20 protein-coding genes are annotated in these 24,529 nt (G+C 59.1%); 16 read left to right on the top strand and 4 right to left on the bottom strand.

The window, feature by feature from the left end; all coding sequences use genetic code 11:
• The first annotated feature begins 33 nt into the window (after positions 1-33).
• The 10 genes from BLQ12_RS18810 (at position 34) to BLQ12_RS18765 (ending at position 11,747) form a co-directional block, all read left to right on the top strand.
• Entirely contained in the window at positions 34-753 is a 720-nt protein-coding gene (locus tag BLQ12_RS18810; RefSeq protein WP_092212963.1) for a TetR/AcrR family transcriptional regulator, read from the top strand.
• Positions 750-1,910 (top strand): ADP-forming succinate--CoA ligase subunit beta, encoded by a 1,161-nt coding sequence (gene sucC, locus BLQ12_RS18805; protein ID WP_092212962.1) that lies wholly within the window; start codon positions 750-752, stop codon positions 1,908-1,910. The genes BLQ12_RS18810 and sucC overlap by 4 nt, the downstream gene beginning before the upstream one ends.
• Before the next feature lie 28 nt (positions 1,911-1,938).
• The gene (sucD, locus tag BLQ12_RS18800) at positions 1,939-2,811 is read left to right on the top strand and encodes a succinate--CoA ligase subunit alpha (protein ID WP_092212960.1); all 873 of its coding nucleotides are present in this window, start codon (positions 1,939-1,941) and stop codon (positions 2,809-2,811) included.
• Positions 2,812-2,880: 69 nt separating this feature from the next.
• Positions 2,881-3,519, top strand: a complete 639-nt coding sequence (locus BLQ12_RS18795) for a succinate dehydrogenase cytochrome b subunit (protein WP_092212958.1) — start codon at positions 2,881-2,883, stop codon at positions 3,517-3,519.
• A gap of 353 nt (positions 3,520-3,872) precedes the next feature.
• Complete coding sequence (locus BLQ12_RS18790; RefSeq protein ID WP_092212956.1) at positions 3,873-5,786, top strand: fumarate reductase/succinate dehydrogenase flavoprotein subunit; 1,914 nt, start codon at positions 3,873-3,875, stop codon at positions 5,784-5,786.
• A complete protein-coding gene (locus BLQ12_RS18785) occupies positions 5,783-6,535 on the top strand; it encodes a succinate dehydrogenase/fumarate reductase iron-sulfur subunit (RefSeq protein ID WP_092212954.1) in 753 nt (250 codons plus the stop codon). The genes BLQ12_RS18790 and BLQ12_RS18785 overlap by 4 nt, the downstream gene beginning before the upstream one ends.
• A gap of 160 nt (positions 6,536-6,695) precedes the next feature.
• A complete protein-coding gene (locus BLQ12_RS18780) occupies positions 6,696-8,423 on the top strand; it encodes an NAD-dependent malic enzyme (protein ID WP_092212952.1) in 1,728 nt (575 codons plus the stop codon).
• Positions 8,424-8,784: 361 nt separating this feature from the next.
• Positions 8,785-9,678, top strand: a complete 894-nt coding sequence (locus BLQ12_RS18775) for a DMT family transporter (protein ID WP_175469932.1) — start codon at positions 8,785-8,787, stop codon at positions 9,676-9,678.
• 379 nt (positions 9,679-10,057) lie between these two features.
• Positions 10,058-11,128: an A/G-specific adenine glycosylase gene (gene mutY, locus BLQ12_RS18770; RefSeq protein ID WP_092212948.1), complete on the top strand. Its 1,071-nt coding sequence runs from the start codon at positions 10,058-10,060 to the stop codon at positions 11,126-11,128.
• 34 nt (positions 11,129-11,162) lie between these two features.
• The gene (locus BLQ12_RS18765; RefSeq protein ID WP_092212946.1) at positions 11,163-11,747 is read left to right on the top strand and encodes a DNA-3-methyladenine glycosylase I; all 585 of its coding nucleotides are present in this window, start codon (positions 11,163-11,165) and stop codon (positions 11,745-11,747) included.
• Positions 11,748-11,971: 224 nt separating this feature from the next.
• Here the strand turns inward: BLQ12_RS18765 and BLQ12_RS18760 are convergent, their stop codons facing one another.
• Positions 11,972-13,390 (bottom strand): deoxyribodipyrimidine photo-lyase, encoded by a 1,419-nt coding sequence (locus tag BLQ12_RS18760; RefSeq protein WP_092212944.1) that lies wholly within the window; start codon positions 13,388-13,390, stop codon positions 11,972-11,974.
• A gap of 279 nt (positions 13,391-13,669) precedes the next feature.
• On the opposite strand from BLQ12_RS18760, the gene BLQ12_RS27530 reads away from it, so the two are divergent.
• From BLQ12_RS27530 to BLQ12_RS18750, 3 genes are all read left to right on the top strand, one after another.
• Entirely contained in the window at positions 13,670-13,837 is a 168-nt protein-coding gene (locus BLQ12_RS27530; RefSeq protein WP_175469931.1) for a hypothetical protein, read from the top strand.
• Positions 13,834-15,075 (top strand): glycosyltransferase family 4 protein, encoded by a 1,242-nt coding sequence (locus tag BLQ12_RS18755; RefSeq protein WP_092212942.1) that lies wholly within the window; start codon positions 13,834-13,836, stop codon positions 15,073-15,075. Before BLQ12_RS27530 ends, BLQ12_RS18755 begins: the two co-directional genes overlap by 4 nt.
• A gap of 476 nt (positions 15,076-15,551) precedes the next feature.
• Positions 15,552-17,738 carry an acetyl-CoA hydrolase/transferase C-terminal domain-containing protein gene (locus BLQ12_RS18750; protein ID WP_254782084.1) on the top strand — a complete coding sequence of 729 codons (2,187 nt, stop codon included), beginning with the start codon at positions 15,552-15,554 and terminating at the stop codon, positions 17,736-17,738.
• Positions 17,739-17,843: 105 nt separating this feature from the next.
• Here the strand turns inward: BLQ12_RS18750 and BLQ12_RS18745 are convergent, their stop codons facing one another.
• The 3 genes from BLQ12_RS18745 to BLQ12_RS18735 all read right to left on the bottom strand — a co-directional run bounded on the left by BLQ12_RS18745 (position 17,844) and on the right by BLQ12_RS18735 (position 21,612).
• Entirely contained in the window at positions 17,844-19,574 is a 1,731-nt protein-coding gene (locus tag BLQ12_RS18745) for an Ig-like domain-containing protein (protein WP_092212938.1), read from the bottom strand.
• A gap of 8 nt (positions 19,575-19,582) precedes the next feature.
• Positions 19,583-20,167 (bottom strand): hypothetical protein, encoded by a 585-nt coding sequence (locus BLQ12_RS18740; protein ID WP_092212936.1) that lies wholly within the window; start codon positions 20,165-20,167, stop codon positions 19,583-19,585.
• 131 nt (positions 20,168-20,298) lie between these two features.
• On the bottom strand, positions 20,299-21,612 hold the full coding sequence (locus BLQ12_RS18735; protein ID WP_092212934.1) for a M20/M25/M40 family metallo-hydrolase: 1,314 nt from the start codon (positions 21,610-21,612) through the stop codon (positions 20,299-20,301).
• 415 nt (positions 21,613-22,027) lie between these two features.
• Here BLQ12_RS18735 and BLQ12_RS18730 point away from each other — a divergent pair, with 415 nt between their 5' ends.
• The 3 genes from BLQ12_RS18730 to mce all read left to right on the top strand — a co-directional run bounded on the left by BLQ12_RS18730 (position 22,028) and on the right by mce (position 24,450).
• Entirely contained in the window at positions 22,028-22,579 is a 552-nt protein-coding gene (locus BLQ12_RS18730; RefSeq protein WP_092212932.1) for a ferritin-like domain-containing protein, read from the top strand.
• 199 nt (positions 22,580-22,778) lie between these two features.
• Positions 22,779-23,615: an OmpA family protein gene (locus BLQ12_RS18725; RefSeq protein ID WP_092212930.1), complete on the top strand. Its 837-nt coding sequence runs from the start codon at positions 22,779-22,781 to the stop codon at positions 23,613-23,615.
• A gap of 412 nt (positions 23,616-24,027) precedes the next feature.
• Complete coding sequence (mce, locus tag BLQ12_RS18720; RefSeq protein ID WP_092212928.1) at positions 24,028-24,450, top strand: methylmalonyl-CoA epimerase; 423 nt, start codon at positions 24,028-24,030, stop codon at positions 24,448-24,450.
• Positions 24,451-24,529 lie beyond the last annotated feature (79 nt).

Genomic DNA, 24,529 nt, shown 5'->3' with positions numbered 1-24,529 from the left:
CGACTATCCAACGTCTCCGACCCCGGAGGGAGCATGGCCCGTAAACGTCCCGATGAAGCCGGTGTGGTCTCCCAGGTGAAAAACCCGGAGCTGGTTCACACCCGCCGTCGCCAGATTGTGGATGCTTCCGTTCGTCTTTTTATTGAAAAGGGGTTCCACAAGACCCCCACCCGCCGGATCGCCGAAGCCGTGGGGTTTTCCATCGGATCCCTCTACGAATACGTCTCATCCAAGGACGATGTCCTCTACCTCGTCTGTGACGCCATCCACGACGAAATAGAAACGGGCATCCATCGCGACATTGCGCGGGAGAAACAGGGGCTCGACGGCCTGGAGGCCGCCATCGGGGTATACATCCGGGTGTGCGATACCATGGCCGATCACCTCCAGCTGATCTACCAGGAGACCGCGTCCCTTTCCAAGAAATGGCGGCGCCGCGTTCTTGAAAGCGAGGTGCGCATCACCAATATCTTTGTGGAGCGTATCGAGCAGGCCGTGGACGAGGGTACCCTGGCTCCCATGGAGCCCTCCTCCGTGGAACTTCTGGCCCACACCATCATGGTTATCGGCCATATGTGGGCCTTCAGGCGATGGTTTTTAAAGGGGCGCTACACCCTTGAAGGGTACATCGCTTTTCAAACCCGCTTTATCCTGGCGGCGGCACGAGAGGGCGGGGCGCCCTCGGCAGGGGCCGGTCCAGGGCCTGACCAACATGCGGGCAATCCATCCTCTATGCATTGGAGACAACCATGAAGATCCATGAATACCAGGCAAAGGAACTCTTCAGGGCCCATGGCATTGCCGTCCCTGAAGGGGCAGTGGCACGAACACCGGGCGAAGCGGCCTTTCGGGCGGCGGGTATGGGCGCCTGGCCTGTGGTGGTCAAGGCCCAGATCCATGCAGGTGGTCGTGGCAAAGCAGGGGGCGTGAAGCTGGTGAACTCGGCGGAAGAAGCGGAAGACGTGGCGTCAGGGCTTCTGGGCTCCATTCTGGTGACCCATCAGACCGGTTCCGAAGGCAAGGAGGTGCACACCCTCCTGGTGGAGGAGGGGCTGGATATTGCCCGGGAACTTTACTTAGGCATTGTGCCGGATCGCACGAGTGGCGACATCGTTATCATGGCGAGCTCTGAAGGGGGCACGGAGATCGAGGAGGTGGCGGAGAAGAGTCCAGACAAAATCATCAAGGTGCGCGTGGGGCCCCTTGCCGGCCTGTGGCCTAGCCACCTGCGCCAGGTGACCTTTGGCCTGGGGCTGGAAGGCCGGGCAGGCAAGGCCGTTTCTGCCCTGGTCCAAAAGCTTTTTGCGTTTTTTGTGGACAAGGACTGCTCCCTGCTGGAGATCAACCCCCTTGTGATCACCGGAGATGAAGAGGCCGTGGCCCTGGATGCCAAGGTGGATTTTGACGACAACGCCCTGTATCGCCACGCGGAGATTTCCGCCTTAAGGGACGTCACCGAAGAGGCCCCCCTGGAGGTGGAGGCTTCCCGTCATCGCCTCAATTACATCAGCCTGGACGGCAACATCGGAAATATCGTCAACGGGGCGGGCCTTGCCATGGCCACCATGGATCTTATCAAAATGGCCGGTGCCGAACCCGCCAATTTCCTCGACGTGGGTGGCGGTGCCACCAGTGACATGGTGGAGAACGCCTTTCGTATCCTTTTAAAAGACGAAAAGGTCAAGGGCGTCCTCATCAACATCTTCGGCGGCATCCTGCGCTGCGATATTTTTGCCCGGGGCGTGGTGGAAGCCGCCTCCAAAACCGGCATCAGCGTCCCTGTTGTGGTGCGTATGGAGGGGACAAACGTGGAGGAGGGCCGACGCATCCTGAAAGAGTCGGGCCTTGACCTCCAGACCGCCGTTGATTTGAAAGACGCCACAGAAAAGATTGCCGCCATCGTGGCGTGATATGGATCCTGCGGGAAAGGAGTGAGCTGTGAGCATATTCGTTGATAAATCCACGCGATTGCTGGTCCAGGGAATTACCGGGCGTGAGGGAAGTTTTCATACCGGTCAGTGCAAGGCTTACGGAACCCAGGTCGTTGCAGGGGTGACCCCCGGCAAGGGTGGACAGGTCCACGAGGGGACCCCGGTCTTCAACACCGTGGGGGAGGCCATGGCAGAGACCGGTGCCAACGCCGGGATGATCTTCGTGCCCCCTCCCTTTGCAGCCGACGCCATCGTGGAGGCGGCCGAGGCAGGCCTTGAGCTGGTGGTCTGCATCACCGAAGGGATCCCCGTTCTGGACATGGCCCGGGTGAAAAAGGTCCTTGACGGAACGGGGGTGCGCCTCATCGGGCCCAACTGCCCCGGCATCATCACCCCGGGGGAGTGCAAGATCGGCATCATGCCGGGGCCCATGCACAAGGCCGGGGGCCCGGCAGGCGTGGTGTCCCGATCCGGGACCCTCACCTACGAAGTGGTTCATCAACTGTCCAACCAGGGCATCGGCCAGACCACCTGCGTGGGCATAGGCGGCGATCCGGTAAACGGCACCTCCTTTGTGGATGTCCTGAAAGCCTTTGAAGCCGATTCCGAGACAAAGGGGGTGGTCATGGTGGGAGAAATCGGCGGCACCGCCGAAGAAGAGGCCGCAGAGTTCATCAGGGATCACATGACCAAACCCGTGGTGGGCTTCATCGCAGGGCTCACCGCCCCCCCCGGCAGGCGCATGGGCCACGCCGGTGCCATCATCAGCGGCAACAGCGGCACGGGCCAGGCCAAGGTCAAGGCCATGGCCTCCTGCGGTGTCCATGTGTGTGAAAACCTGGGCCGCCTTGGTGAAACCTGCTGGGAGGTTTTCGGGTAGTGGCCGGAAGGCAGAAGGCGCCACCTGCGCTGCGGGTCGGCGACATGAGGATGATAACCGGAGGCATGCATGATGGATTTCATTGGACGGATCGCCACACCTGTGGGGAAAAAAATGCTCATGGGCATTACAGGGTTGGGGTTCTGCGGGTTCCTGGTGGTGCATCTGGCCGGGAATTTTACCCTGTTCCAGGGCGCCGAGGCCTTTGCAGAGTACACGGAGAAGCTTCATTCCCTGGGCTTTTTGTTGCAGCTGTCCGAGTTCGTGCTGTTGCTGATGGCCCTGGCCCATGTCCTTACCGGGGTGGTGCTGGCCCTTGAGAATCTGCAGGCGCGCCCCGAAAGGTATCAGGTCACGGCCCGTCACGGGGGGCGAACCCTGGGCTCTTCCACCATGATTTACACCGGCCTGCTGACCTTGGCCTTTATCGTCCTGCATCTCATCGGCTTCAAGTTTTCTCCCCCTTCGGGGGCTTCGCGCTATCCGGTGGTGGTGGAGACTTTTTCCCGCCTCACGTATGTGGGTGCCTATCTCCTGGGGATCCTTGCCATCTCGTTCCACGTGAGCCACGGGTTCTGGAGTGCGTTTCAGAGCCTGGGGGCAAATGGCGAGGGGAGCACGCCTTTTTTGATGCGGTGCGCAACCTGGCTGGCGGTGGGGGTGGGTATAGGATTCGGATCAATCCCTCTGGTGTTTTTTTTGTTGTAAGGGCGATGGAAGCAGAGCCCGTCAGAACGCCTGGGTAAAATCGAAACCTTGGGTGACCCGGACACGGTGCACAGAGTGCACCCTACGGGCTGTCGGCCTTTTGGAACGGTGCCATCAATAACACCGTGGTGGCCAAACGATGACCAGGGTCATGAAATCGAACGATGAAACCAGCCTCTCTGGGGAGACGGTTGCCGGATGTCACCCATCGTGCGAATGGAACGAAGATGTCTGCATAACGATAGTCTCCATGCATTCGCCATAGGGTTTCCAGGTGCCCCACCTGGCTGCCGGGGGTTGTTTTTAGATGCTGAATAGTTACTTATTTTTTGATTTATCCAAGGAGATGAGCGATGGCGCTTGACGCAAAAATTCCGGACGGGCCTTTGGAGGAGAAGTGGGATAGGCACCGTTTTGAGATGAAGCTCGTGAACCCCGCCAACAAGCGTAAGTACAGTGTCATTGTGCTCGGGACGGGGCTCGCCGGGGCGTCGGCCTCGGCCACCCTGGCGGAGCTTGGGTACCGGGTGAAAACCTTTTGCCTTCAGGACAGCCCCAGGCGGGCCCACAGCATCGCGGCCCAGGGAGGGATCAACGCGGCCAAGAACTATCAGAACGACGGGGACAGCGTGCGCCGTCTTTTTTACGATACCATCAAGGGCGGGGATTTCAGGTCCCGGGAGGCCAACGTCTACCGTCTGGCCCAGCTCAGCTGCAACATCATTGATCAGTGTGTGGCCCAGGGCGTTCCCTTTGCCCGGGAGTACGGGGGGCACCTGGCCAACCGTTCCTTTGGGGGTGCCCAGGTTTCCCGGACTTTTTATGCACGGGGACAGACCGGTCAGCAGCTTCTCTTGGGGGCGTACGGGGCCTTGTCCCGACAGGTGGCGGCCGGGGGCGTGACCCTTTTTACCCGGCGGGAGATGGTGGAGCTGGTGGTGGAGGACGGCCGCGCCGCAGGGATCATCGCCCGGAACCTTGTCACCGGGGAGCTGGAACGCCACGCCGCCGATGCCGTGGTCATGGCAACCGGGGGCTACGGCAATGTCTACTACCTTTCCACCAACGCCATGAGCTGCAACGTCTCGGCGGCCATGATCGCCTACCGAAAAGGGGCCCTTTTTGCCAACCCCTGTTTTACCCAGATTCATCCCACCTGCATCCCGGTTCACGGAACGTGGCAGTCCAAGCTGACCCTCATGAGCGAGAGCCTGCGAAACGACGGGAGGGTGTGGGTGCCGAAGAAAACGGGGGACACGCGAGAGCCCCGGCTGATCCCCGAGGCGGACCGGGACTACTACCTGGAGCGAAAATACCCCGCCTTCGGCAACCTCGTCCCGAGGGACGTGGCCTCCCGCAATGCCAAGGAACAGTGCGACGCGGGCAGGGGCGTGGGGGAGACGGGGTATGCCGTCTACCTTGACTTCCGGGATGCCATTGAGCGGGACGGAGAGGAGGTCATCAGGCGAAAGTACGGCAACCTTTTTTCCATGTACCAGCGCATCACCGACGAGGATCCCTACGGCACGCCCATGCGGATCTACCCAGCATCCCACTACGCCATGGGCGGGCTGTGGGTGGATTACAACCTCATGAGCACCATCCCCGGCCTCTTTGTTCTGGGGGAGGCCAATTTCTCCGACCACGGGGCCAACCGGCTCGGGGCGAGCGCCCTGATGCAGGGCTTGGCCGATGGGTATTTCATTATCCCCTACACCCTTGGCGGGTATTTGGCGGATCGTCCCTTCGGGGCCCACAAGGAATCATCGGACGCCTTCACGGAGGCGGAAGCTGCGGTGAAGGCACGCATCGAGAGGCTCCTGGTGCCCACGGGCAGGCGAACCTGCGACGACATCCACAGGGAGCTGGGGCGTATTGTCTGGGAGCATTGCGGCATGTCCCGGACCAACGAGGGCCTGGAGGAGGCACTCTCCCAGGTGGAGGCCCTGGAGGCGGTCTTCCGGCAGGACCTTGCCATGGTGGGCACGGCAGATTCCTTTAACCAGAACCTTGAAAAAGCGATGCGGGTCTCTGATTTTCTTTCCTTTTCCAAAGTGATGATTGCCGATGCCAGGGCCCGCCAGGAATCCTGCGGAAGCCATTACAACCAGGCCTTTCAAACCGAGGACCATGAGGCGCTGAGGGACGACGCCCATTTTACCCATGTGGCGGCATGGAGACATCGGGGAGAAGACGAGGAACCGGAGCGGGTGGTGGAAGAGCTGAGCTTTGAACACGTCACGTTGAGCCAAAGGAGCTACAAATGACGGAAACCATCGGTTTGACCCTGAAAATCTGGAAACAGGATGGCCCAGACTCCGGTGGGCGCCTTGATACCTACGAGGTGAGGGATATCTCCACGGATGCCTCCTTCCTTGAGATGCTCGATATTTTAAACGAACGGCTGGTGGGCAGCGGGGAAGAGCCCGTGGCCTTCGACCATGACTGCCGGGAAGGGATCTGCGGCACCTGCGGGGCGGTGGTCAACGGCAAGGCCCACGGCCCCCTGAAGGAGACCACCCTGTGCCAGCTCCACATGCGCCACTTTGAAGACGGCGATGTGGTGGTCATCGAGCCCTGGCGCTCCCGGGCCTTTACCGTTATCAAGGACCTGGTGGTGGACCGCGGCGCCCTGGATGCCATCATCCAGGCGGGAGGTTACATCTCAGTAAACACCGGAGGCGCACCGGATGCCAATGCCGTGGCCGTCTCCCAGGAACAGGCCGAGCTGGCCATGGACGCTGCCGAGTGCATCGGCTGCGGGGCCTGTGTGGCGGCCTGCCCCAACGGCGCGGCCATGCTCTTTACCAGTGCCAGGGTTTCCCACCTGTCGACCCTTCCCCAGGGAAAGCCCGAGGCCAGAAAAAGGGTGGAGTCCATGGTGGCCTGCATGTCCGAGCAGGGGTTCGGCAACTGCGGCAACGAGCGGGAGTGCGAGGCGGCGTGTCCCAAGGGTATCTCTATCTCCCACATCTCGCGCTTGAACCGGGAGTTTTTGAAATCGTTTTTTAAGTGATTGATTGTGTGTGTCGTGCTCACCCTGACAACTGATTGATATTTCAAACTAAGACACTATTCATCCGGCGGGTATCATGGTATAGAGGTGCGGATGCGGCCAGAGAAGTAAGGAATAATAAAGTCAGGGATTCGGATAGAATGAAGGGGGTAGACGACACATGAGTATTTACGATTTACAGTTTGACGACTACGGCAACACCAGGGCACTGAAGGTCAACGCCAAAGGCAACGCGGTTCTTTTTCATAACTACACCAACAAAGGGGTTGCCTTCTCCGACGAGGAACGCGAAGTCTTTGAAATCAGCGGACTGGTTCCCCCTGAAGTGAAAAGCCTTTCCCAGCAGGTCTTGAACGCCCAGGATATCATCCAGGAAAAAGTCAGCGACTTTGAGAAGTTTATCTATATCCGGTCCCTGTTCGACAGAAACGTCACCCTCGCCCATGCCCTCCTTTCAAGCGATATCACCCGGTACATGTCCATCGTGTACACACCCACGGTGGGCATAGTCTGCCAGCGGTTCTCCTCCATGTTTCGCCAGGGCAACGGTCTCCATTTTTATCCCGGCAACATCGACGACGCCGAAAAGATCCTGCGCCGCTACGAGCGGGCGGATATCCGTGTGGCCGTTGTCACCGACAACCAGGGCATCCTGGGCATCGGCGATCAGGGGGCAGGGGGCCAGGCCATCTGCCTCGGCAAGTTGATGCTCTACACCCAGGGGGCCGGCATCGCACCCTGGCACTGCCTGCCCATCTCTCTGGATGTGGGCACCGACAACGAGAAGCTGCTCAGGGACCCCAAATACATCGGCTGGCACCACAGGCGCCTCACCGGGGACGACTACCTCGCCTTTGTGGGAAAATTTGCCAGGGCCTTTAAAAAGGTGTTTCCCAACGCCCTGTGCCAGTGGGAAGATTTCTCCAAGCAGAACGCCTTCACCGTCCGCGACACCTATGTGAATGACCTCATCAGCTTCAACGACGACATTCAGGGCACCGGCTCCGTCACCCTGGCCGGAATCCTTGCCGCCATGAAGATCAAAAGCGAAGGCCTTAAAGATCAGGTCTACCTTATCCACGGTGCAGGGGCCGGCGGCGTGGGCATTGCCGAGCAGATCGAGGCGGCCCTGGTGGAAGAGGGCATGGCCGTTGCCGAGGCCCGCGCCCGGATTTTTACTTTGGACTCCCGGGGCCTTGTCACCACCGATCGCAGCCTCGACCCGTATAAAGAAAAATTTGCCAAGGACCCCGGGGCGCTCCCCTGGTTCAACAGCTCCGCCGACGGCGCCCTTGAAAACGTCATCGAAAAGGCGGGCGTCACTGTTCTCATCGGCACCTCCGGCCAGCACGGCTGCTTTACCAAAGAGGTGGTGACCAAGGTCCTTGCCAACACCGAACGCCCCATCATCCTCCCCTTGAGCAACCCCACGGCCAACACCGAGGCCATTCCCGAGGACATCTACAACTGGACCGACGGCAAGGCACTCGTGGCTACGGGCAGCCCCTTTGATCCGGTGAACCACGGCGGCTCCGAGTACCGCGTGGGCCAGTGCAACAACGTCTTCATCTTTCCCGGTGTGGGCCTGGGCGTCATCGCCTCCGGTGCCACCAAAGTGCTCCCCAGCTTTTTCACCGCCGCCGCCCATGCCGCAGCGGACTGCGTCAGCAGTCACGACCTCGCCCGTGGTGCCCTGTTTCCCTCCGTGGACAGGCTCCAGGAGGTAACCCTCAAGGTTGCCAAGGCCGTGGGACGCGCCGCCATTCGTGAAGGCGTCGCCCGAAAGTGCGCCTTCAGCGCCTTTGACCACAACACGGACCCTGCGCGCCTGGACGAAGCCGTTGACCACATGATCTGGAAACCGGTCTACCTTCCCCTGGAGGCATAAATAGAGCTGCCTTCTATGAACACGCCTCCGGCGGCGAGGTGAGCCACCTCGAAAGCTGACTACCCTTGCGCTTTGCCCTTCGTTCCTCAGGGCAAAGCGCAAGGGCATTCGTCGCGGGCTACGCCCGTCGCCAAAATTGGTGACTCTACGGATATTGTGGGCTTAGTCCTCGTTATAGCCATATCTATAATAAAAATCGAAACCTTGGGTGACTCGGACACGGTGCATAGAGTTCACCCTACGGGCTGTCGGCCTTTTGGGATGGTGTCATCAATAACACCCTGGTGGCCCCAACGATGACCAATGCTGTTTTTTTCTTCCGGTTGTGGCATGGATGGTCCGTCTCCGGTATAACAGGTCCATGAACGAAACCTATGCATCCAATGCAGGAAAGGGTCTTTTGGCCTCGGGCATGTCCCGGGATTATGTGCTGATCCATACGGCCACGCTGCTCTTCGGGGTGGCCGGGCTCTTTGGGAAGCTGGTGCACCTTTCCCCTGTGTCCATTGTGTTCGGGCGGGTGTTTTTTGCCGCGCTCTTCCTGGGGCCTTTGATTCATCTGACCGGGCGTACCCTGCGCCTTGCCTCCACGCGGGATTATTTGCTGATGGCCCTTCAGGGCCTTATCCTGGCGGTGCACTGGGGGACCTTTTTCCAGTCGATTCAGGTGTCCTCCGTAGCTGTCGGCCTGCTTACCTTTGCCACATTTCCTGTGTTTACAACACTCCTCGAACCCCTTTTTGACAGGAAGCCCTTTCGGTGGCGAACCCTTGCCCCGGCCCTGTGGACCCTGGCCGGTGTCTCTTTGGTGGTGCCCCGATTTCACCCTGGAGAACCCGTGTTTGAAGGGGCGCTCTGGGGTCTGGCCTCGGGCCTGACCTTTGCCGTGCTCTCTCTCCTTAATCGTCGGTTCGGGCAGAGGTACCACGGCGCTGTGGTCTCCTTCTGGCAGGATGCCGCCGCTGTGCTGGTTCTTTTTCCCTTCCTCTGCCTTTTTCCAGAAATCCCCACGGTAACCGATTTCGGGTATCTCCTGCTTCTGGGGGTTCTTTTCACCGGGGTCTCACACACCCTTTTTATCCAGGGCATGAAAACCGTTTCGGCTCGAAAAGCGAGCATCATCGCCTCCCTGGAGCCGGTGTACGGCATCGCCGCGGCCTGTTTCTTTTTGGGAGAAGTGCCCACGGCACGGTCCCTTGCGGGTGGGGCCATGATTCTGGCCGCTGCATTATGGGTGACATTGCGGAAAGGGTAAAAAACGCCTCCTATGGTTAAGTGCATGGAGGTACTTGGTATTCAATCGCTTTCGGGGCATTTGCGTGATGTGTGACATATGGCAACCGTTTTTGCAGGAGAGGCCCGTTTCATTCGTTCTTTTTGAATGAAGTTTGGGCCGCGACCTTCAAAAAAAATCGAGAAAAATCGACGGAAACGGAGCGCCGCACTCCGGTGCGGCTTTTTAGTCCGTCGTTACCCGTGCCGCACAGGAGTGCGGCGCTCCAGGGGAAAGCGCATTCGCAACCTGCTTTCGAGGTGGCTCACCTCGCCGCCTGAGGCAAGCTTTTTCCACCCACTTTAACCATAGAAGGCAGCAATAGGCCGAGTCGTTATAACCCTGCAACATAAGGACGCATATGGCAGACATTCTGGACGCGGGGCTTCTGCTCTCGTGGTACGACACCAACAAACGGATCCTGCCGTGGCGGCAGACGACGGACCCTTACCGGATCTGGCTCTCTGAGGTGATGCTGCAGCAGACCCAGGTTGCCACGGTGATTCCCTATTATGACCGGTTCACTCGTGCTTTTCCCGACGTCACGGCCCTTGCGGACGCCCAGGACGATCGGGTTCTGAAGATGTGGGAGGGGCTGGGCTACTACAACCGCTGCCACAACTTTTTAAAGGCCATGCGCACGGTGCGGGACGAGCATGGAGGAAGGGTGCCGGACACCCCGAATGCCTTCTCCGGCTTGCCCGGCGTGGGGCCCTATACCTGTGCGGCAGTGCAGAGCATCGCCTTCGGGCATCCCACAGCTGCCGTGGACGGCAATGTCAACCGGGTGGTGACCCGGCTTTTCGCCCTTGATGGTGTGGTGACCTCTGCGGGGGTGAAGCGGGCCATCCAGGAGGCGGTGGACGTGGCGGTGCCGGAAACCCGGCCCGGGGATTTCAACCAGGCCATGATGGAGCTCGGGGCAACGGTGTGCACGCCCAAGCGGCCTGACTGTCCCCGTTGTCCCCTGGGTGCCGGATGCAAAGCCCGGGCTTTGGGAAAACAGGAGGCCTTTCCCGTCAAAGGGATCAGAAAAGCGGTGCCCCTGTATCCCGTGGCCCTGGCAGTGGTGGTCCAAAACGGAAAAATCCTGGTGCAGAAACGCCCTGCAAAGGGCCATCTTGCCGGGATGTGGGAGTTCCCAGGGGGACGGGTCCAGGCAGGGGAAACCCACGCCGGGACCCTTGAGCGGTGCCTTGTGGATGAACTGGGTATCGTGCCGGTTGTTGGGAAGATGGTGGGAAGCGTCACCCACGCCTATTCACACTTTCGGGTGCAGCTTTTCGTCTATCTGGCAGAGGTCGAAGGGGGGACCCCTAAGCCGACAAAGGGGCAGCCCGTGGACTGGATCGTGCCGGAGGACCTGGAGCGCCTTGCCTTCCCCACGGCCAATCGGAAACTGTTTCCGTTGCTGGTGGAGGCGTTGGCATAATCTTAGTGATATAGAATGTAAGGAAGGATAGTTGATGACGGACGAACGATGCCCCTGGTGCGGGGATACGCCCATTTACGTGGCTTACCACGACGAAGAGTGGGGCGTGCCCGAGCACGACAGCAGAAAACTCTTTGCCATGCTCTTGCTTGAAGGGTTTCAAGCCGGACTCTCCTGGATCACGGTGCTGAAAAAAAGGGCGCACTATCTGGAGGTGATGGACGGCCTTGCTCCGGAAAAGGTCGCCCTCTACAACGAGGCCAAGATCGAGGCCCTTTTGGCCGATCCCGGGATTATTCGAAACAAGCTGAAAGTCCGGGGTGCGGTGAAAAACGCAAAGGCATTCCTCGCGATGGAGCAGTCCCAGGGTGCCTTTTCCGGGTTTCTCTGGGGGTTCACAGGCGGAAAGCCCCTGGACAACGGTTTTCGAGCCATGGCCGAGGTGCCCGCCAGCACCCCGGAGTCCGATGCCATGAGCAAGGCTCTCAAAAAGCTGGGGTTCACCTTTGTGGGGTCCACCATCTGCTACGCCTTTATGCAGGCTGTGGGAATGGTCAACGACCATCTGGTGACCTGCCCGCGATACCGCGAACTGGGCGGCAAGGTGGGGGTTCCTTGACATCCTGTGGCAAATGCATGGAGAACGTCGTGATGTGAGTTCTTTGACCGTTCCCAGGCTCCCCTTGGGAGCGAAGCAACCAGCTTCAAGGTACTTCGAAGCTTGTGAACCATCCCGCACAAGCCGTCAGTATTTATATCGGGCGAAGCCCGAACCGAAGGCCCTTGCGGTTTGGCCCCAGGAACGAGGGACAAAACGCAAGGGCAATATGCTTTCGAGGTGGCTCACCTCGCCGCCGGAGGCTCCGAGTCGTGGCCGGAGCCTTCGCGAACCAGTGCCTCCACTCTTTGGACATACCCCTGGATATTGCATTTTCGCTTCAGCCCCGAGGCTTTCATGGAGCGCACCTTGCCGAAGCCGGGCTGCTGAGGCCAGGCGCGGTCGTGGAGGCCGAAGGTCCAGCCCACCCCGGCATAGGAGTTGGGGTCCCGTCCGTCCAGAAAGTAGCGATTGTTGAGGTAAAGGGCCGTTTCATAGGCCTCTTTCGCATCGTGTGACCATTCCAGGATTTTTTTCCCCCAGTACATTCGCATGTAGTTGTGCATGAACCCTGTGTGGACCATCTCGGCCATGGCCGCGTTCCAGTAGGTGTCGTGGGTGTTGCAGGCCGTAAGCTCCTCCCTGGTGTAGAGGTCCTGTGCCATGCCTCGGGCGGCAAGGGTTTCCTGTGCCCAGGCAGGGGCTGCGGCCTCGAAGGTGTCGTAGTCCGGTTCGAACCAGGTGTAGTTGATGGCCAGTTCCCGGCGGACGACGAGTTCTTCGATGAAGACGGCCACGGCCTCCGGGCAGGAGATACCGCCATGGCTTGCGGCAAGGGCCGCGTCCAATGGAGAAAGCTGGCCGAAGTGGAGGTAGGGTGAGATCTCCGAAATGGCGTTTTCTTCGGGCTTGTTGCGGTGGGTTGCGTAGCGGGAGAGGGTCTCCGAAACAAAACGGTCCAGGCGTTTTTGGGCCTCTTGTTCTCCGCCCTTGAACCGGTTGACGGGCGCTACGCATCGATCCACGTTAAAGCTTTTCGGAAGGCCCCTGCTTGGGTCGATGCCGCCTTTGGTCAGGAGGGTGGGGGGAAAGGGCACCTCGACGGGGGTGGCGGAGAGTCCCACCAGGTAGCGGTCCAGGAGCCTTTCGATCTTGGGCCGGAGGGTTCGGGCGGCATATTCGCGCTTGATTGATGCGCACTCCACCGGCACCACGGCATCGGATTCCACCTCAATGACGGGGCACGGGGCTGATGTGGCGATCTCCTGTCTCCAGCTCCGCTGGTGCCTCAGGTAGCCCCGGTCGCATACGATGAGGGCCGCTTCGCCTGCAAGCCCCAGTGCGACCTCCGACGGGATTCCTTTCAGGATGCGGAACCCGATTTTTCGTGTTTTCAGGTTTTTTTGGACATCGCAGAGCCCTTCCAACATGAACTGGTAGTGGCGCCAGGTGGCCTCGGGATAGCTTTCCATGAGCCCTGTGACCGTAAGCAGGGGGAGCTTTAAGGCGTTGGCCCGCTGCACCGCGTACTCCAGGGCGTGGTTGAACCGGGTACGCTGGCTTTGCTGCATGAGGTAGAGGACGTAGCGGCCTTTGGCCGGGAGCCGGTCGTTGAGGCTGTAGATTCGGGTTTCATCGATAAACGGGTTGGCGGTGATGACCATGGGGACTCCGGTGCGGTGGGGTTGATGGGACACTCTGTGAATGGGAAATGAGGCCCCTATTTTCTCACAGGCGCTATGTTTGGGCAAGGGATGCATGGGGCTGAAGAGACAGAGGGATCCTTGATGGGCGTGTCCAAGGGGTTGATTCGTCGTTATGGAAAAGGGTTTCAAGGCCGCCCGGGGTGCGTTAGGTTTACCCCCGGCAGGGCTGCCGAAGGCTATGCCCGGTAGAATAAGGAATGTATGATTTTTTAGTGACGATAAACCAGGTGGCATGTGATGAAAGAGTTCAAGGCGTGGTGTCGGAATTATATTGAGGTTGTCATTGTCCTTCTGCTCCCCGGGTTGGGGTATGTGGCGGGGCTTTTTCTTTATCTCTGGGAGTATGGGATCGAAGGGCGAAAGCCCCATCGGGTGCCGGGCCTTAACAGGAGGTCCCTGCCATGAGCACGTCACAGCCTTCGTTGCGTATTTGTCTGGTGAGTTACCGGAGCAACCCTTATTGCGGGGGACAGGGGGTGTACATTCGCCACCTGGCAAGGGCACTGGCCGATCTGGGGCATCGGGTCCACGTTCTTTCCGGGGAACCTGCCCCCATCCTTGACGACGACATCGGCCTTACCGTGTTGCCGGGCCTGGATCTCTACAGCCCCGAGACCATGGAGAATGGGGCCGCCTACAGTCGATTGAAGGACCCCCTCAACTTTTCGGAATGGTGGATCAACTCCACCCTGGGGTATCCCGAGCCCTTTGCCTTCGGGGTGCGTGCCCGGCGGTTTTTCGAGGCCGAGGGCCACCGATTTGATATCATTCACGACAACCAGTCCCTCTCCTGGGGGCTTCTTTCTGTGAGCCGGAAGATCCCCACGGTTGCAACCATTCACCACCCCATGACCCGGGACCGGGACATCGCCGTGATGAGCACCCGTAACCTCTGGAAGCGGGCGCGGGCCATGCGCTGGTACTCGTTTATCGGCATGCAGAAACGGGTGGCCCGCAAGCTTCCCGCCGTCATTACGGTCTCCAATGTGTCGAAACACGATATTGCCTCGGATTTCGGCGTGTCTTCGGACAGGCTGCACGTTATCCCCATCGGCATCGACACGTCTCGTTTCTTTCCCCTGCCCGAGGTTCCCAAAGACCCCTTACGGATCATCGTGACCAATAGCGCGGACAGCCCTTTGAAGGGGCTCTACTACCTGATGCACGCCGTGTCCGCCATGAAGGACGAAAGGGAGGTGAGGCTCACGGTCATCGGTAAGCCCAAGGAGGGCGGTATTGTGCAGCGCCTGGTGTCTTCCCTCGGCCTTTCCGATGTGGTGGAGTTCACCGGCAGGGTTTCGGACCGGCGCCTGGTCCACGAGTATGCCCGGGCGTCCGTGGCGGTGGTTCCATCGTTGTACGAAGGGTTCGGCCTGCCCGTTGGAGAGGCCATGGCCTGTGGCGTGCCCGTGGTCTGCACGGATGGGGGGGCGTTGCCCGAGGTCGCCGGAGATGCGGCCCGCATTGTTCCCGCCGGTGATGTGCAGGCCCTGAAGGACGGGCTGAGCGAGCTCCTTGACGACCGGGATGTGGCTGATGGGTTTGCACGTAAAGGGGCGGACAGGGTGCATCGCCGGTTCGTCTGGAAGCGGACGGCCGAGGAAACCGTTGATGTGTATCGCCGGGTGATGAATCGCCACTGAACGGCTGGTGCCGTGAATTGTGTCATGTAAATCATGGCTTACGGCTTTATGGGGAGCGGTGATCTTTAAGGGAACTAAGGTGTGAGCTCTCAGCTCCTGTAAGCGCTGGTATATTTGTATAGTCAAAGCGAACAGTGTTGACACGCTGTGACTATGTTTGTAGGCTATGTCTGTTTTGATGCATGGCTTCGCAAAAAAGCCCGTGTACCGGTTGCTTCTGAAGCAACCCTTGATCCGCGAGAACGTGTTGCGGTTTTGGTGCCAGGGGCAGGAATCCCGATTCGGGACGGTGCGTGGCCCATGGAACATTGCGGGAAGGTGGTGGACCTTTTTGGCCGACGGTGGCCCTTTACGGCTGAAATATGAATACCGGTTCAGTGCCTTGCTGCAAACGGCATGTGAGGGAGAGCGGGAGTGCGTTTGCTCGACGCATCCGTTTGGATATAATTCAGGTTGATCTGCAGGGAGGTATAGTTGTGAGTGAGCATAATAAACCTACGTACTACACAGATGTCACCAAGGTTGTGGACCATATCATCGAAGCGTTTGATAAGAAGATAGCCTTCGGCATGCCCATTGCCCTGGGTAAATCGTATCAGATTGCCAATGAGATCTACCGCCGCGCTAAAAGCGATCCGACCATCGAGTTGACGATCATCACGGCCCTTTCCCTTGAGAAGCCCACCTGGTCGAATGATCTTGAGAGGCGCATGCTGCAGCCCCTCAGGGAGCGTGTCTGGAAAGGCATCCCCGATTTCGATTACATGCTGGACCTGAGAAAGGGGGCCCTGCCTCCCAACGTGAAGATGAAGGAGTTCTACTACAAGGCCGGTTCTGTCAAGAACGATCCCATGGCTCAGCAGAACCATTACAGCTCCAACTATACCCACGTGGGCCGGGACATCATGAACGAGGACTGCAACGTTCTCTACTGCCATGCCGTGGCCAAAAAAGAGATCGACGGCAAGGTGTGCTACAGCGACAGCTGCAACGCCGACCTGTCCCTTGATATCAAAAAATTTATCCCCGAAGCCAAGGCCGCCGGGAAAAAGTTTCTCCATGTGGGGCACGTCAACAACTCACTGCCCTTTATGTACGGCGATGCCGTGGTTGGAGAGGATGATTACGATATCATCCTGGACAACCCCGAATACGAAACCCCTCTTTTTTCTGTTCCCAAGGCCCCTGTAACAACAGCCGATCACATGATCGGACTCCATGTCAGCTCCCTGGTTCAGGACGGCGGCTCCCTGCAGATCGGCATCGGGTCCCTGGGTGATGCCATTGCCTCGGCGCTGATCATGCGAAACACGGCCAACGCGGATTACAAGAAGGTGCTGGAAGACCTCGGCATCAATGAAAAATATGGTACCCTCGTGGATCACATCGGGGGACGGGACACCTTTGACGAGGGCCTCTACGGCACCACGGAGATGCTCGTGGATGCCTTTATCGAGTTGTACAAGGGCGGCGTCATCAAACGGAAGGTGTACGGCAACATCGAAATCCAGCGACTGGTCAACGAAGGGGTGCTCACGGAAACCCTGACCCGGGACTCGGTGAAGGCGCTTCTCTCCCAGGAGTCCTTTCAGCCCATCCTGAAAAAAGGTGATTTTGAGGGCCTCCAGCATTACGGCGTGTTCAAGGAGGGGCTCACCTGGGATGACTATGCCATTGTGGACGGCGACACCCGTTATTCCACCGATCTGCGGGACGGGGCCAACCTGGATGCGATCCTGGACAACTGCATCGGAGAGTCCCTGACCAACGGGGTTATTGCCCATGGGGGCTTTTTTATCGGGCCCAACCAGTTCTACGATACCTTGAGGAACATGAGCGATGACGAGCGCAAGCTCTTTGAGATGACCGGTGTGGCCGTTCTCAACCAGCTCTACGGTGACGAAAAGCTCCGGACCCTCCAGAGAAGGAAGGCGCGGTTCGTCAACGCCGGGATGATTGTCTCCGTCGTGGGGAACATCGCATCCGATGCCCTTGAAAACGGCACCGTTATCAGCGGGGTTGGCGGACAGTACAACTTTGTCTCCATGGCCCATGCCATCGACGATGCCAGGCTGATCATGATGATCCGCGCAGTCAAGGAGACCGCAAACGGACCGAAGTCCAACGTGGTCTTCAACTATGGGTACACCACCGTTCCCAGGCACCTTAAGGATATCGTGGTGACCGAGTACGGTATTGCAGACCTGCGCGGCAAGGTGGACCATGAGGTGGTGGCGGCCCTGATCAACGTGGCCGACTCCCGTTTTCAGGACGAGCTGCTGGAGAAGGCGAAAAAAGCCAAAAAACTGCCCCCTGACTACGAAATCCCCGCAGAGTATCGAAACAACTACCCCGAGGTCATCGCCAAAAGGCTGCAACCTTTCCGTGCCATGGGCAAGAAGTACTTCGACGTGTTCCCCTTCGGGTGTGAATTCACCAAAGAGGAGCTCGTCCTCGGGCGCTCCCTGCGTGAGTTCAAGTCCAAGATGGACAAACAGAAGATCAAGACCGTTATGGGCCTTGCCAAGCAGATGCTCACGGCCGTTCCCGCCGAAGCCCAGCCCTACCTGAAGCGGATGCAGCTGGACCATCCCGGTGACTTCAAGGAGAAGGTCACCCGGAAGCTGGTGGCCTTTGCCTTGAAAGAGTCCGGGCAGATCTGATCCATATGCCCCGGCAGGGATTGATGCACGCATGATGCGAAACGGCCGATGTGGAGACACATCGGCCGTTTTTTTGTTTGGGTTCCGGGGGCCGATTTGTCGGCCCTACAATGACTGGATAAAACATCCTCCGCCGCCACCGCCCCCCGATGACGAGGGTGTCGACTGGGTGGTAAAGCTCCAGGTCACCGGTGAGGCAAGGGCATTGCCGGCGGCATCCCGGACACCCGTGGTCAGGGTGAAGGTGTAGGAGGTCTGGTAGGAGAGGGGGACATCGGGGGTAAAGGAGGCGGTGCGGCTCGCCGCATCGTAACTGACGGTCCCCGGAAGGCCCCGGGCGTTGGTAAAGGTCCCGGTGGTGAGGCTGGACGGGTCCATGGGCTCATCGAACCGAACGGAGACGGTGCTGTTAACGGCGATTCCCGAGGTGCTGGCCGGCGGGTAGGTCTGGGTCACCGTGGGGGGGACCACGTCATAGGTAATGGAAAGGACCTGGGTGTTCGGGTTCTGGGCTGGGGCGTCGTCGGTTGCCGTCACCGTGATGGTGTTGGTCCCCGGCGACAGGCTGATGTCCGATGACCAGGACGCGGTTGCACCGGCCGGTGCGGAGCCACCCGCGGCGGGGACGCCGTTGACGGTCACCTTCTGGACACCCGAGTCGCCTCGACCGGCGTCCGACGCGGTTCCGGCAAGGGTGATGGTGTCGGTTGTGACGAACTGCCCCGAAGTGTGGCTGGTGACGGTAAGCAAGGGGGCCACCAGGTCACCGATGGCTTCGGGCATGGTGAGGGTATAGGTCGAGGTCCCGTCCGCCACGGTGTGGGAGACGGTATGGCTGAAGGCCGCGATGGAGGCGCGGAGGCGTATGGACCGGTGGGTGGGGTGAATGGCGTTGGTGAGGCCTGCGGAATCGGTGGTCGTAAAGGGCGTCTGGGTGATGTAGCTGCCGCTCGGGGCCTTATCCCCCATGAGAACGGAAATGTTGGTGACGTCGCCATAGATCCGGCCCCCTTCGAGGTTGTTCAGGCCGTCCCGGGGGGCGGCAGCATCCAGAAGGTCCACGGTGACCCCCACAATGGGCTGGCCGATGCTGTTTTCAACCTTTACCGTGAAGGTGCTTCTGGGGTAGCCGTGGATCATGGCCGCCGCATCGTCTAATTCCAGGCTGCCCTTGTCCCGTAACCCGGCGGCACCGGCCGAGTAGTTCCAATACATGGTGGCCTCTTGGAAATTGGCGCCGCATCCTTCGGAACCGGCGTTCTGGCATTGGGCACCGGCATGGCTGAGCCCTGCGCTGTGGCCGCTTTCATGGGCCACCACGGCGGCGGTATCAATGGTCCCGGCCGTACCGTCTCCCCAGGTGTACTCCTCTCCGTTAAAGGCAATGTCCGATTCAACAGCCCTGTACGAGCCGCCTGCTCCCAGGGTCCAGGTGGTGCTGATGGCAAGGATCCCTTCACCGATCCGGCCGTTGCGTGTGGCAAACTGAGGGTCGATGCTGATGAGGTTGGTGCCGTCCCTGGATACGGAGGTGAGGGGAGAGGTGCCCTGGTATGCAAAGTTGAAGGTGCTCATTACGATGGCGTTCCATGTGTTGACACCTGCCTGCAGGGGGGCCGTGAGGCTGCCCGGGGTGGTGTTGGATATGTGGTAGGCCATGGTGCCACCGGACCACAGGCGCAGGTTGCCGTCACAGCAGTTTTCGACGTAGAGCAGTGCCCCGCACCCTTGATTGGTGCTGCCCGTGTCCCGAATCCAGCACCAGGCAAAGAGGGTACCGGGCAACAGGAGAAGGAGCAGGCCCGAGACGATACATTTCGACAGGGTTGATTTCATGAATATGCCTATGGTTGTCGTGTTTCATCGGCGGGCGGGAGCAGGTCCCGGACACGCTGGAAAAAAGAGTCCAGGGCCTCGCCGTTGGGGGGCAGTGGGTTGAGGCTGAGGGCCTTGGTGTCCGCGCTTTGCGTGGTCCTGGCCCGGAAGACGGGGCCGGTGACGCTCTGGGAGGCGTCATCCGGGTTGGTTTCGATGCGGCAGAGGCCGTAGTAGAGCCCGTAGATGGTGTAATCCTCTCCATGCTGCCTGAGAAAGAGGACCACCTCTTCATCGAGTGCGAGGTCAGGTACGCCGTGGACCTCCATGCGCATGTCCCCGATCTGGCCGCCCATGGTGCGCACCACGATGGTCTCGGGGCGATGGGCGATGGGGTGCTTGAGAAACTCCATGGTTTCAAGGGTCACATCCGTGTAGATACGGCCCTCATCCCAATACGCATGGGTTTCCCGAACAACACCAGCCACGATGGTGTCGACCTTTTGTGTCAGTTGGGTCAGGCTGACAGGAATAACTGTTGTTGCAGAGGTGGTGGGGACGGAAAAGAGAAACAACAGAATGGAAAAAAACGCAGCATAACGAAAGGGAGCCATACAAGCCTCGGGTTGTGTTTTATACCATGATACGTTGGATTAATTATCTGTATATGTACCATATCGGCACACACAGGAGAATGGTTTCGTCATTTTTATGGCAAAGAGCCCCTTAAACGGCGAAACCGGTCTCATCGCTTCTGTTTGCTTCGTATGACATCCAGTCTGTTTAGTATATTGAAGAGGGTGGCTGTGGCCTGGATGCCGGTTTTTTTGTCGAAGGTTTCGTTTTTTCCGTGGGTGAGCCGCTGGGGCGTCGCCTGCCTCTGGGATCGGGTCCCGGGGCCCATGACCACAGGGAAAAACCGGTCCCCAAGGGCCGGGTCCATGGTGTTGATGATGGTGGAGGCGTCCGAGATTCCGGTGTTGTGATCAAGGGTGACGGCAAGGGGCTGGGGGCCCATGGCCTCCAGGGTCCTTTGAAGGGTGGAGCCTGTCCATCGGTCTCGCATGTCCATGCCCGGTGAGATGGAAAAGGCTTTGAGTTCCCGGTAGGTCATCCCCGAAAGCTGCCTGCGCACCGATGCGAGACTCTCAAAGGTGCGGTTGCTCAGGACCAGGGTGTGGGCTGTGGGCACCGGGGCGCTTCCCCGCTTTATCTCCGTGGGGATTACTCCGAAGCTGTCCGGGCTCCCGGCGCTGAGCAGGTCGGTGTCTCCGGCCGATAGGATGATGTCGGTCAGGCGGTTTTTGTCCCGCGGGACGGAGCACACATGGCCCCCTTTTTGAGTCAGAACCTCAGGCCAGGACTCCGGGGGCGTGTCCGGGTAGATACAGGCGGGGTTCCAGCTTGGAAGGCGATCAAGGGTACGCCGGAGTTCGGCAAGGGGCCCGGTGACCTCGATGACGAAATTGCTGCGTTCCGCCGTGTAGAGGCCCAGGCAGGGCGATTGCCCTGAGGTTACCGTGTTTTCCAGAACGAAAAGCAGGGTCTCTTTTTCGCTGACGGGCAGGGCTTTCCCTAAAGCCCGGCCGATATGGGCTGCGCTTTTGTCTCCGGCACCTTCCTCTTTAAAGGTGACGGTGAAAATGAGGTTTTCAAGGCAGAGGTGTCCCTCACCGGCCAGCTCTGCCAGGAAGAGCTGGAACGCCACACCTGCTTTGCAGTCGGAGACTCCGCGGCCCACGAGTTCATCCTCGTCTTCATAGGGCTCAAAAGGGGAAAAGGGAGCGTCCCACTCCGTTTTGTCGGCATCCACGGTGTCTACGTGGGCGCTCAGGTAGACAATGGGCTCCTGGCGGTTGATGTTGCCGGGCAGGGCCAGCAGGTTTTTCCCTTTGTCTTCACAGATGGTGTGGCCGGGGAGAACGGATGAAAGGGTCGCTTTGCAGTATGCCATGGCGTGTTCCACGTCTTCGGGCCGGGTGAAAACGGACGGAAGGGCCGCCAGCTTGCGAAGATGGGCGAAATAACGATTCGCATGGTTTAATACAAGGGATTCCATGGTCGGCACTCCTTCCGGTGAACTGCCCGGTGCAGCCCGTAAAAAGCGAGTTTTACGTCTTTTTACAGGAGGATTCTGTTGGGTCGGGATCCTTCCAATATCACAGCGGGGCTTGACTTGGAAAGGCAAGGTTTTTATTCTTGTAAACACGAACCGGGGGAAAGGGACTTTTCGTCCTCCTGCCACCTTCGCCCTCACCGGGCCGATGGGTTCATGTCACACCGGCACCCATTCTGACGTTGTTTTACCCACAGACCATGCAGACATGCGTGAGCATCCCCATTTGTGATGCTTCTTTTTTGATGTTGCCTTGTCACATACGACGACGCAAATCGCTTTTAGGGCCCTCCACCGGACGGTACCGATGCGAGTGCGTGCTAAGACACACAACCTCCTAATAGAAAGGTGCAGACCCATGACACAGACTTCACGTGAAGAGAAGAAGGCCAAGGTGATTGAGGTGTTGAACAAGGCTAGGGCCATGGAACTCCACGCCATCGGGCAATACATGAACCAGCACTACGCCCTGGACGACATGGATTTCGGGGAACTTGCGGCCCAGATGAAACTCATCGCCATTGATGAGATGCGCCACGCCGAAATGTTTGCCGAGCGCGTCAAGGAGCTTGGGGGGGAGCCCACCACCGAGCCTGCCGATAACGTGGAGCGTGGGCAGGCGGTGGATGTGATCTTCGGTTTCGACACGGAGCTGGAAGATGGTGCCCTGGCCGAGTACAACGCCTTTCTGGCGGTGTGCCTGGCCTGCGGGGACAGCCTGAGCGCCAAGCTTTTTGACGATGTCATCGACGAAGAGCAGGCCCATTACAACTATTTTGACAACGTGGCCGGTCACATCAAGACCCTGGGGGCTGCCTTCCTGGCTCAGAAGGCGGGGACCTCGTCCGCCACCGGCCTCAACACCCAGGGCTTTGTGGCACGGAAAGCCGCCCCACCAACCCCTGCCTAGTCCGATGTTTTTTTATTCCCTGGCTTCAGGTTTATCGGGAACCGGCGATATATGTGATATGCACTCGGTTGTCCCGTGGCGACGGCCCGTGCACAGGGCCATGTTGCATGGCTTTTTGAAAGACCCCGGAGCAAGGATGCACCGGGCCGGACTGTGGTGCGCAGGCACCGGGTATACCGTTGAATGACCAGGGAAGGTTATGGGACGAATGTTGATTTCAAAGATACGAGGCGTCGTGTGCGCCCTCGTCGTGTTGGGCTTCGCATGCACTGCGGCCTGGGCCGACGGTGTAAACGAGTACGGACCGGACGGCCTGAAACCGGATGCCGAGGCCATTGCCGTGGTGGCCAAAGCCGTTGAAGAGGTGTCCGCACGGCTCCTCGACGCCAAGGAACGCCTTGTGGTGCTTGCCGTGGAAGGCAAGGACACCCGACGGGTTATGCGTGAGGTCGCTCATCTGGAAGAGGTGCTCCTCAGCCACAAGCGTGAATTCTCCGATATGGTCAAGGTGGTGGCCGAGGCCGGTGGCGGTGACATACCGGTCTGGCTCAAAGGCACCATGGCCGTTGTCCTTGAAGAAGAGGGGCTGATCTCTGATCCCCGGTTTTCTGTGAAAAAGAGACGGCGTACCCTCCATGCCGATCTTGCCACCCGCATTGAAAAAAGCGAGGTGGGCACCTGGCTCACCTTGGACAAGACCACCACCGAGCTGGTGGTTCACCTGGAACTTCCCGTGATTTTTTCTGCCGACGGAAGCCGTGTCTCCGGCGAATATCGCGACACCCTCCATCGCGTGGCCCTTGTGCTGAAACCCTACCGTCCCGTGGTGGTGGTGACGGGGTACACAGACTCTGCCAGGGCCAACGCCCGGTTTGCCCTGAGCGCCGAACGTGCGGCCAATGTGGCCCGGGAGTTTCTGGACGCCGGCATGGCCTCTGACGATCTCTCCATCCGTACACGTCAGGAAGAGGCGGGCATGGATCGGGTGGAGGTCTCCTTCAGGATTTCGTCTCCCGATGAGGTGACCCCGGGGTAAGGGGCAGCCGAATCGAAGTCTTTTTGTGGCATATAAGGGCGTCGTCTGCCCGGAGCGCCGCACCCCTGTGCAGCTTTTTCTTCTGTGACCAGCGATGAAAAGTGGCATGGATCGTTAAACAACATGGCTTGTTGTGTCTTTTTTTATGGTCGTATCCTTTCCTCACCATTGTTCGGTGTTCTTCCTTGAATCCCCTTGACAACCAAAAAAGCGGCGTGGTATTTCTTACCTGACTGAGCGCTCGTTCAGGCCCTTGAACTTCGTTTCTTCTTCCTCTGCGCCGGAGTTTTTCTTATTTCTCTTTTGGTGATCTTCTTTTCTATTCCTTTACCCGCGAGCGCGGTCCATCAATGACAAACTGTGTGCCGATCTTGGCGGTGTTTTATAGTTCTCACCATGGGAGGAGATCACCATGAAGGTGCTTCACGTGGATCATATCGGTGTGGCGGTAAGTGGTATCGAGGCCGGTCGCCGTTTCTGGGAAGAGATACTGGGATTACCCTTTGACGGGATGGAGACCGTGTCCGAACAGAAGGTGACCACCGCTTTTTTCCCTGTGGGGGAGAGCGAAGTGGAGCTTCTGGAGGCGGTGGAGCCCGACAGTCCCGTGGGGCGATACCTTGCGAAAAAAGGCGAAGGGGTTCATCACATCGCCTTTCGGGTGGCGGATATCGACGAGGCCCTGTCTGAACTTAAGGCCAAAGGCATTCGCCTTATCGACGAGACACCCCGTCTGGGCGCCGGGGGCGCTCGGATCGCCTTTATCCATCCGAAAGAGACGCAAGGGGTGCTGGTGGAGTTGTGTGAGAGGGGAGGCAGGGAAACCAGGTCATAGGAAAATAGGTAATAGAGACTAGGGCACAGGGAAAATGTGATCAGGTTCTGTTGGTGGAAATAAGCAATGATGGAATAGC

It is taken from the genome of Desulfoluna spongiiphila (assembly GCF_900101345.1).
Lineage (GTDB): Bacteria > Desulfobacterota > Desulfobacteria > Desulfobacterales > Desulfolunaceae > Desulfoluna > Desulfoluna spongiiphila.
This window is presented reverse-complemented; position numbering and strand designations above follow the sequence as displayed.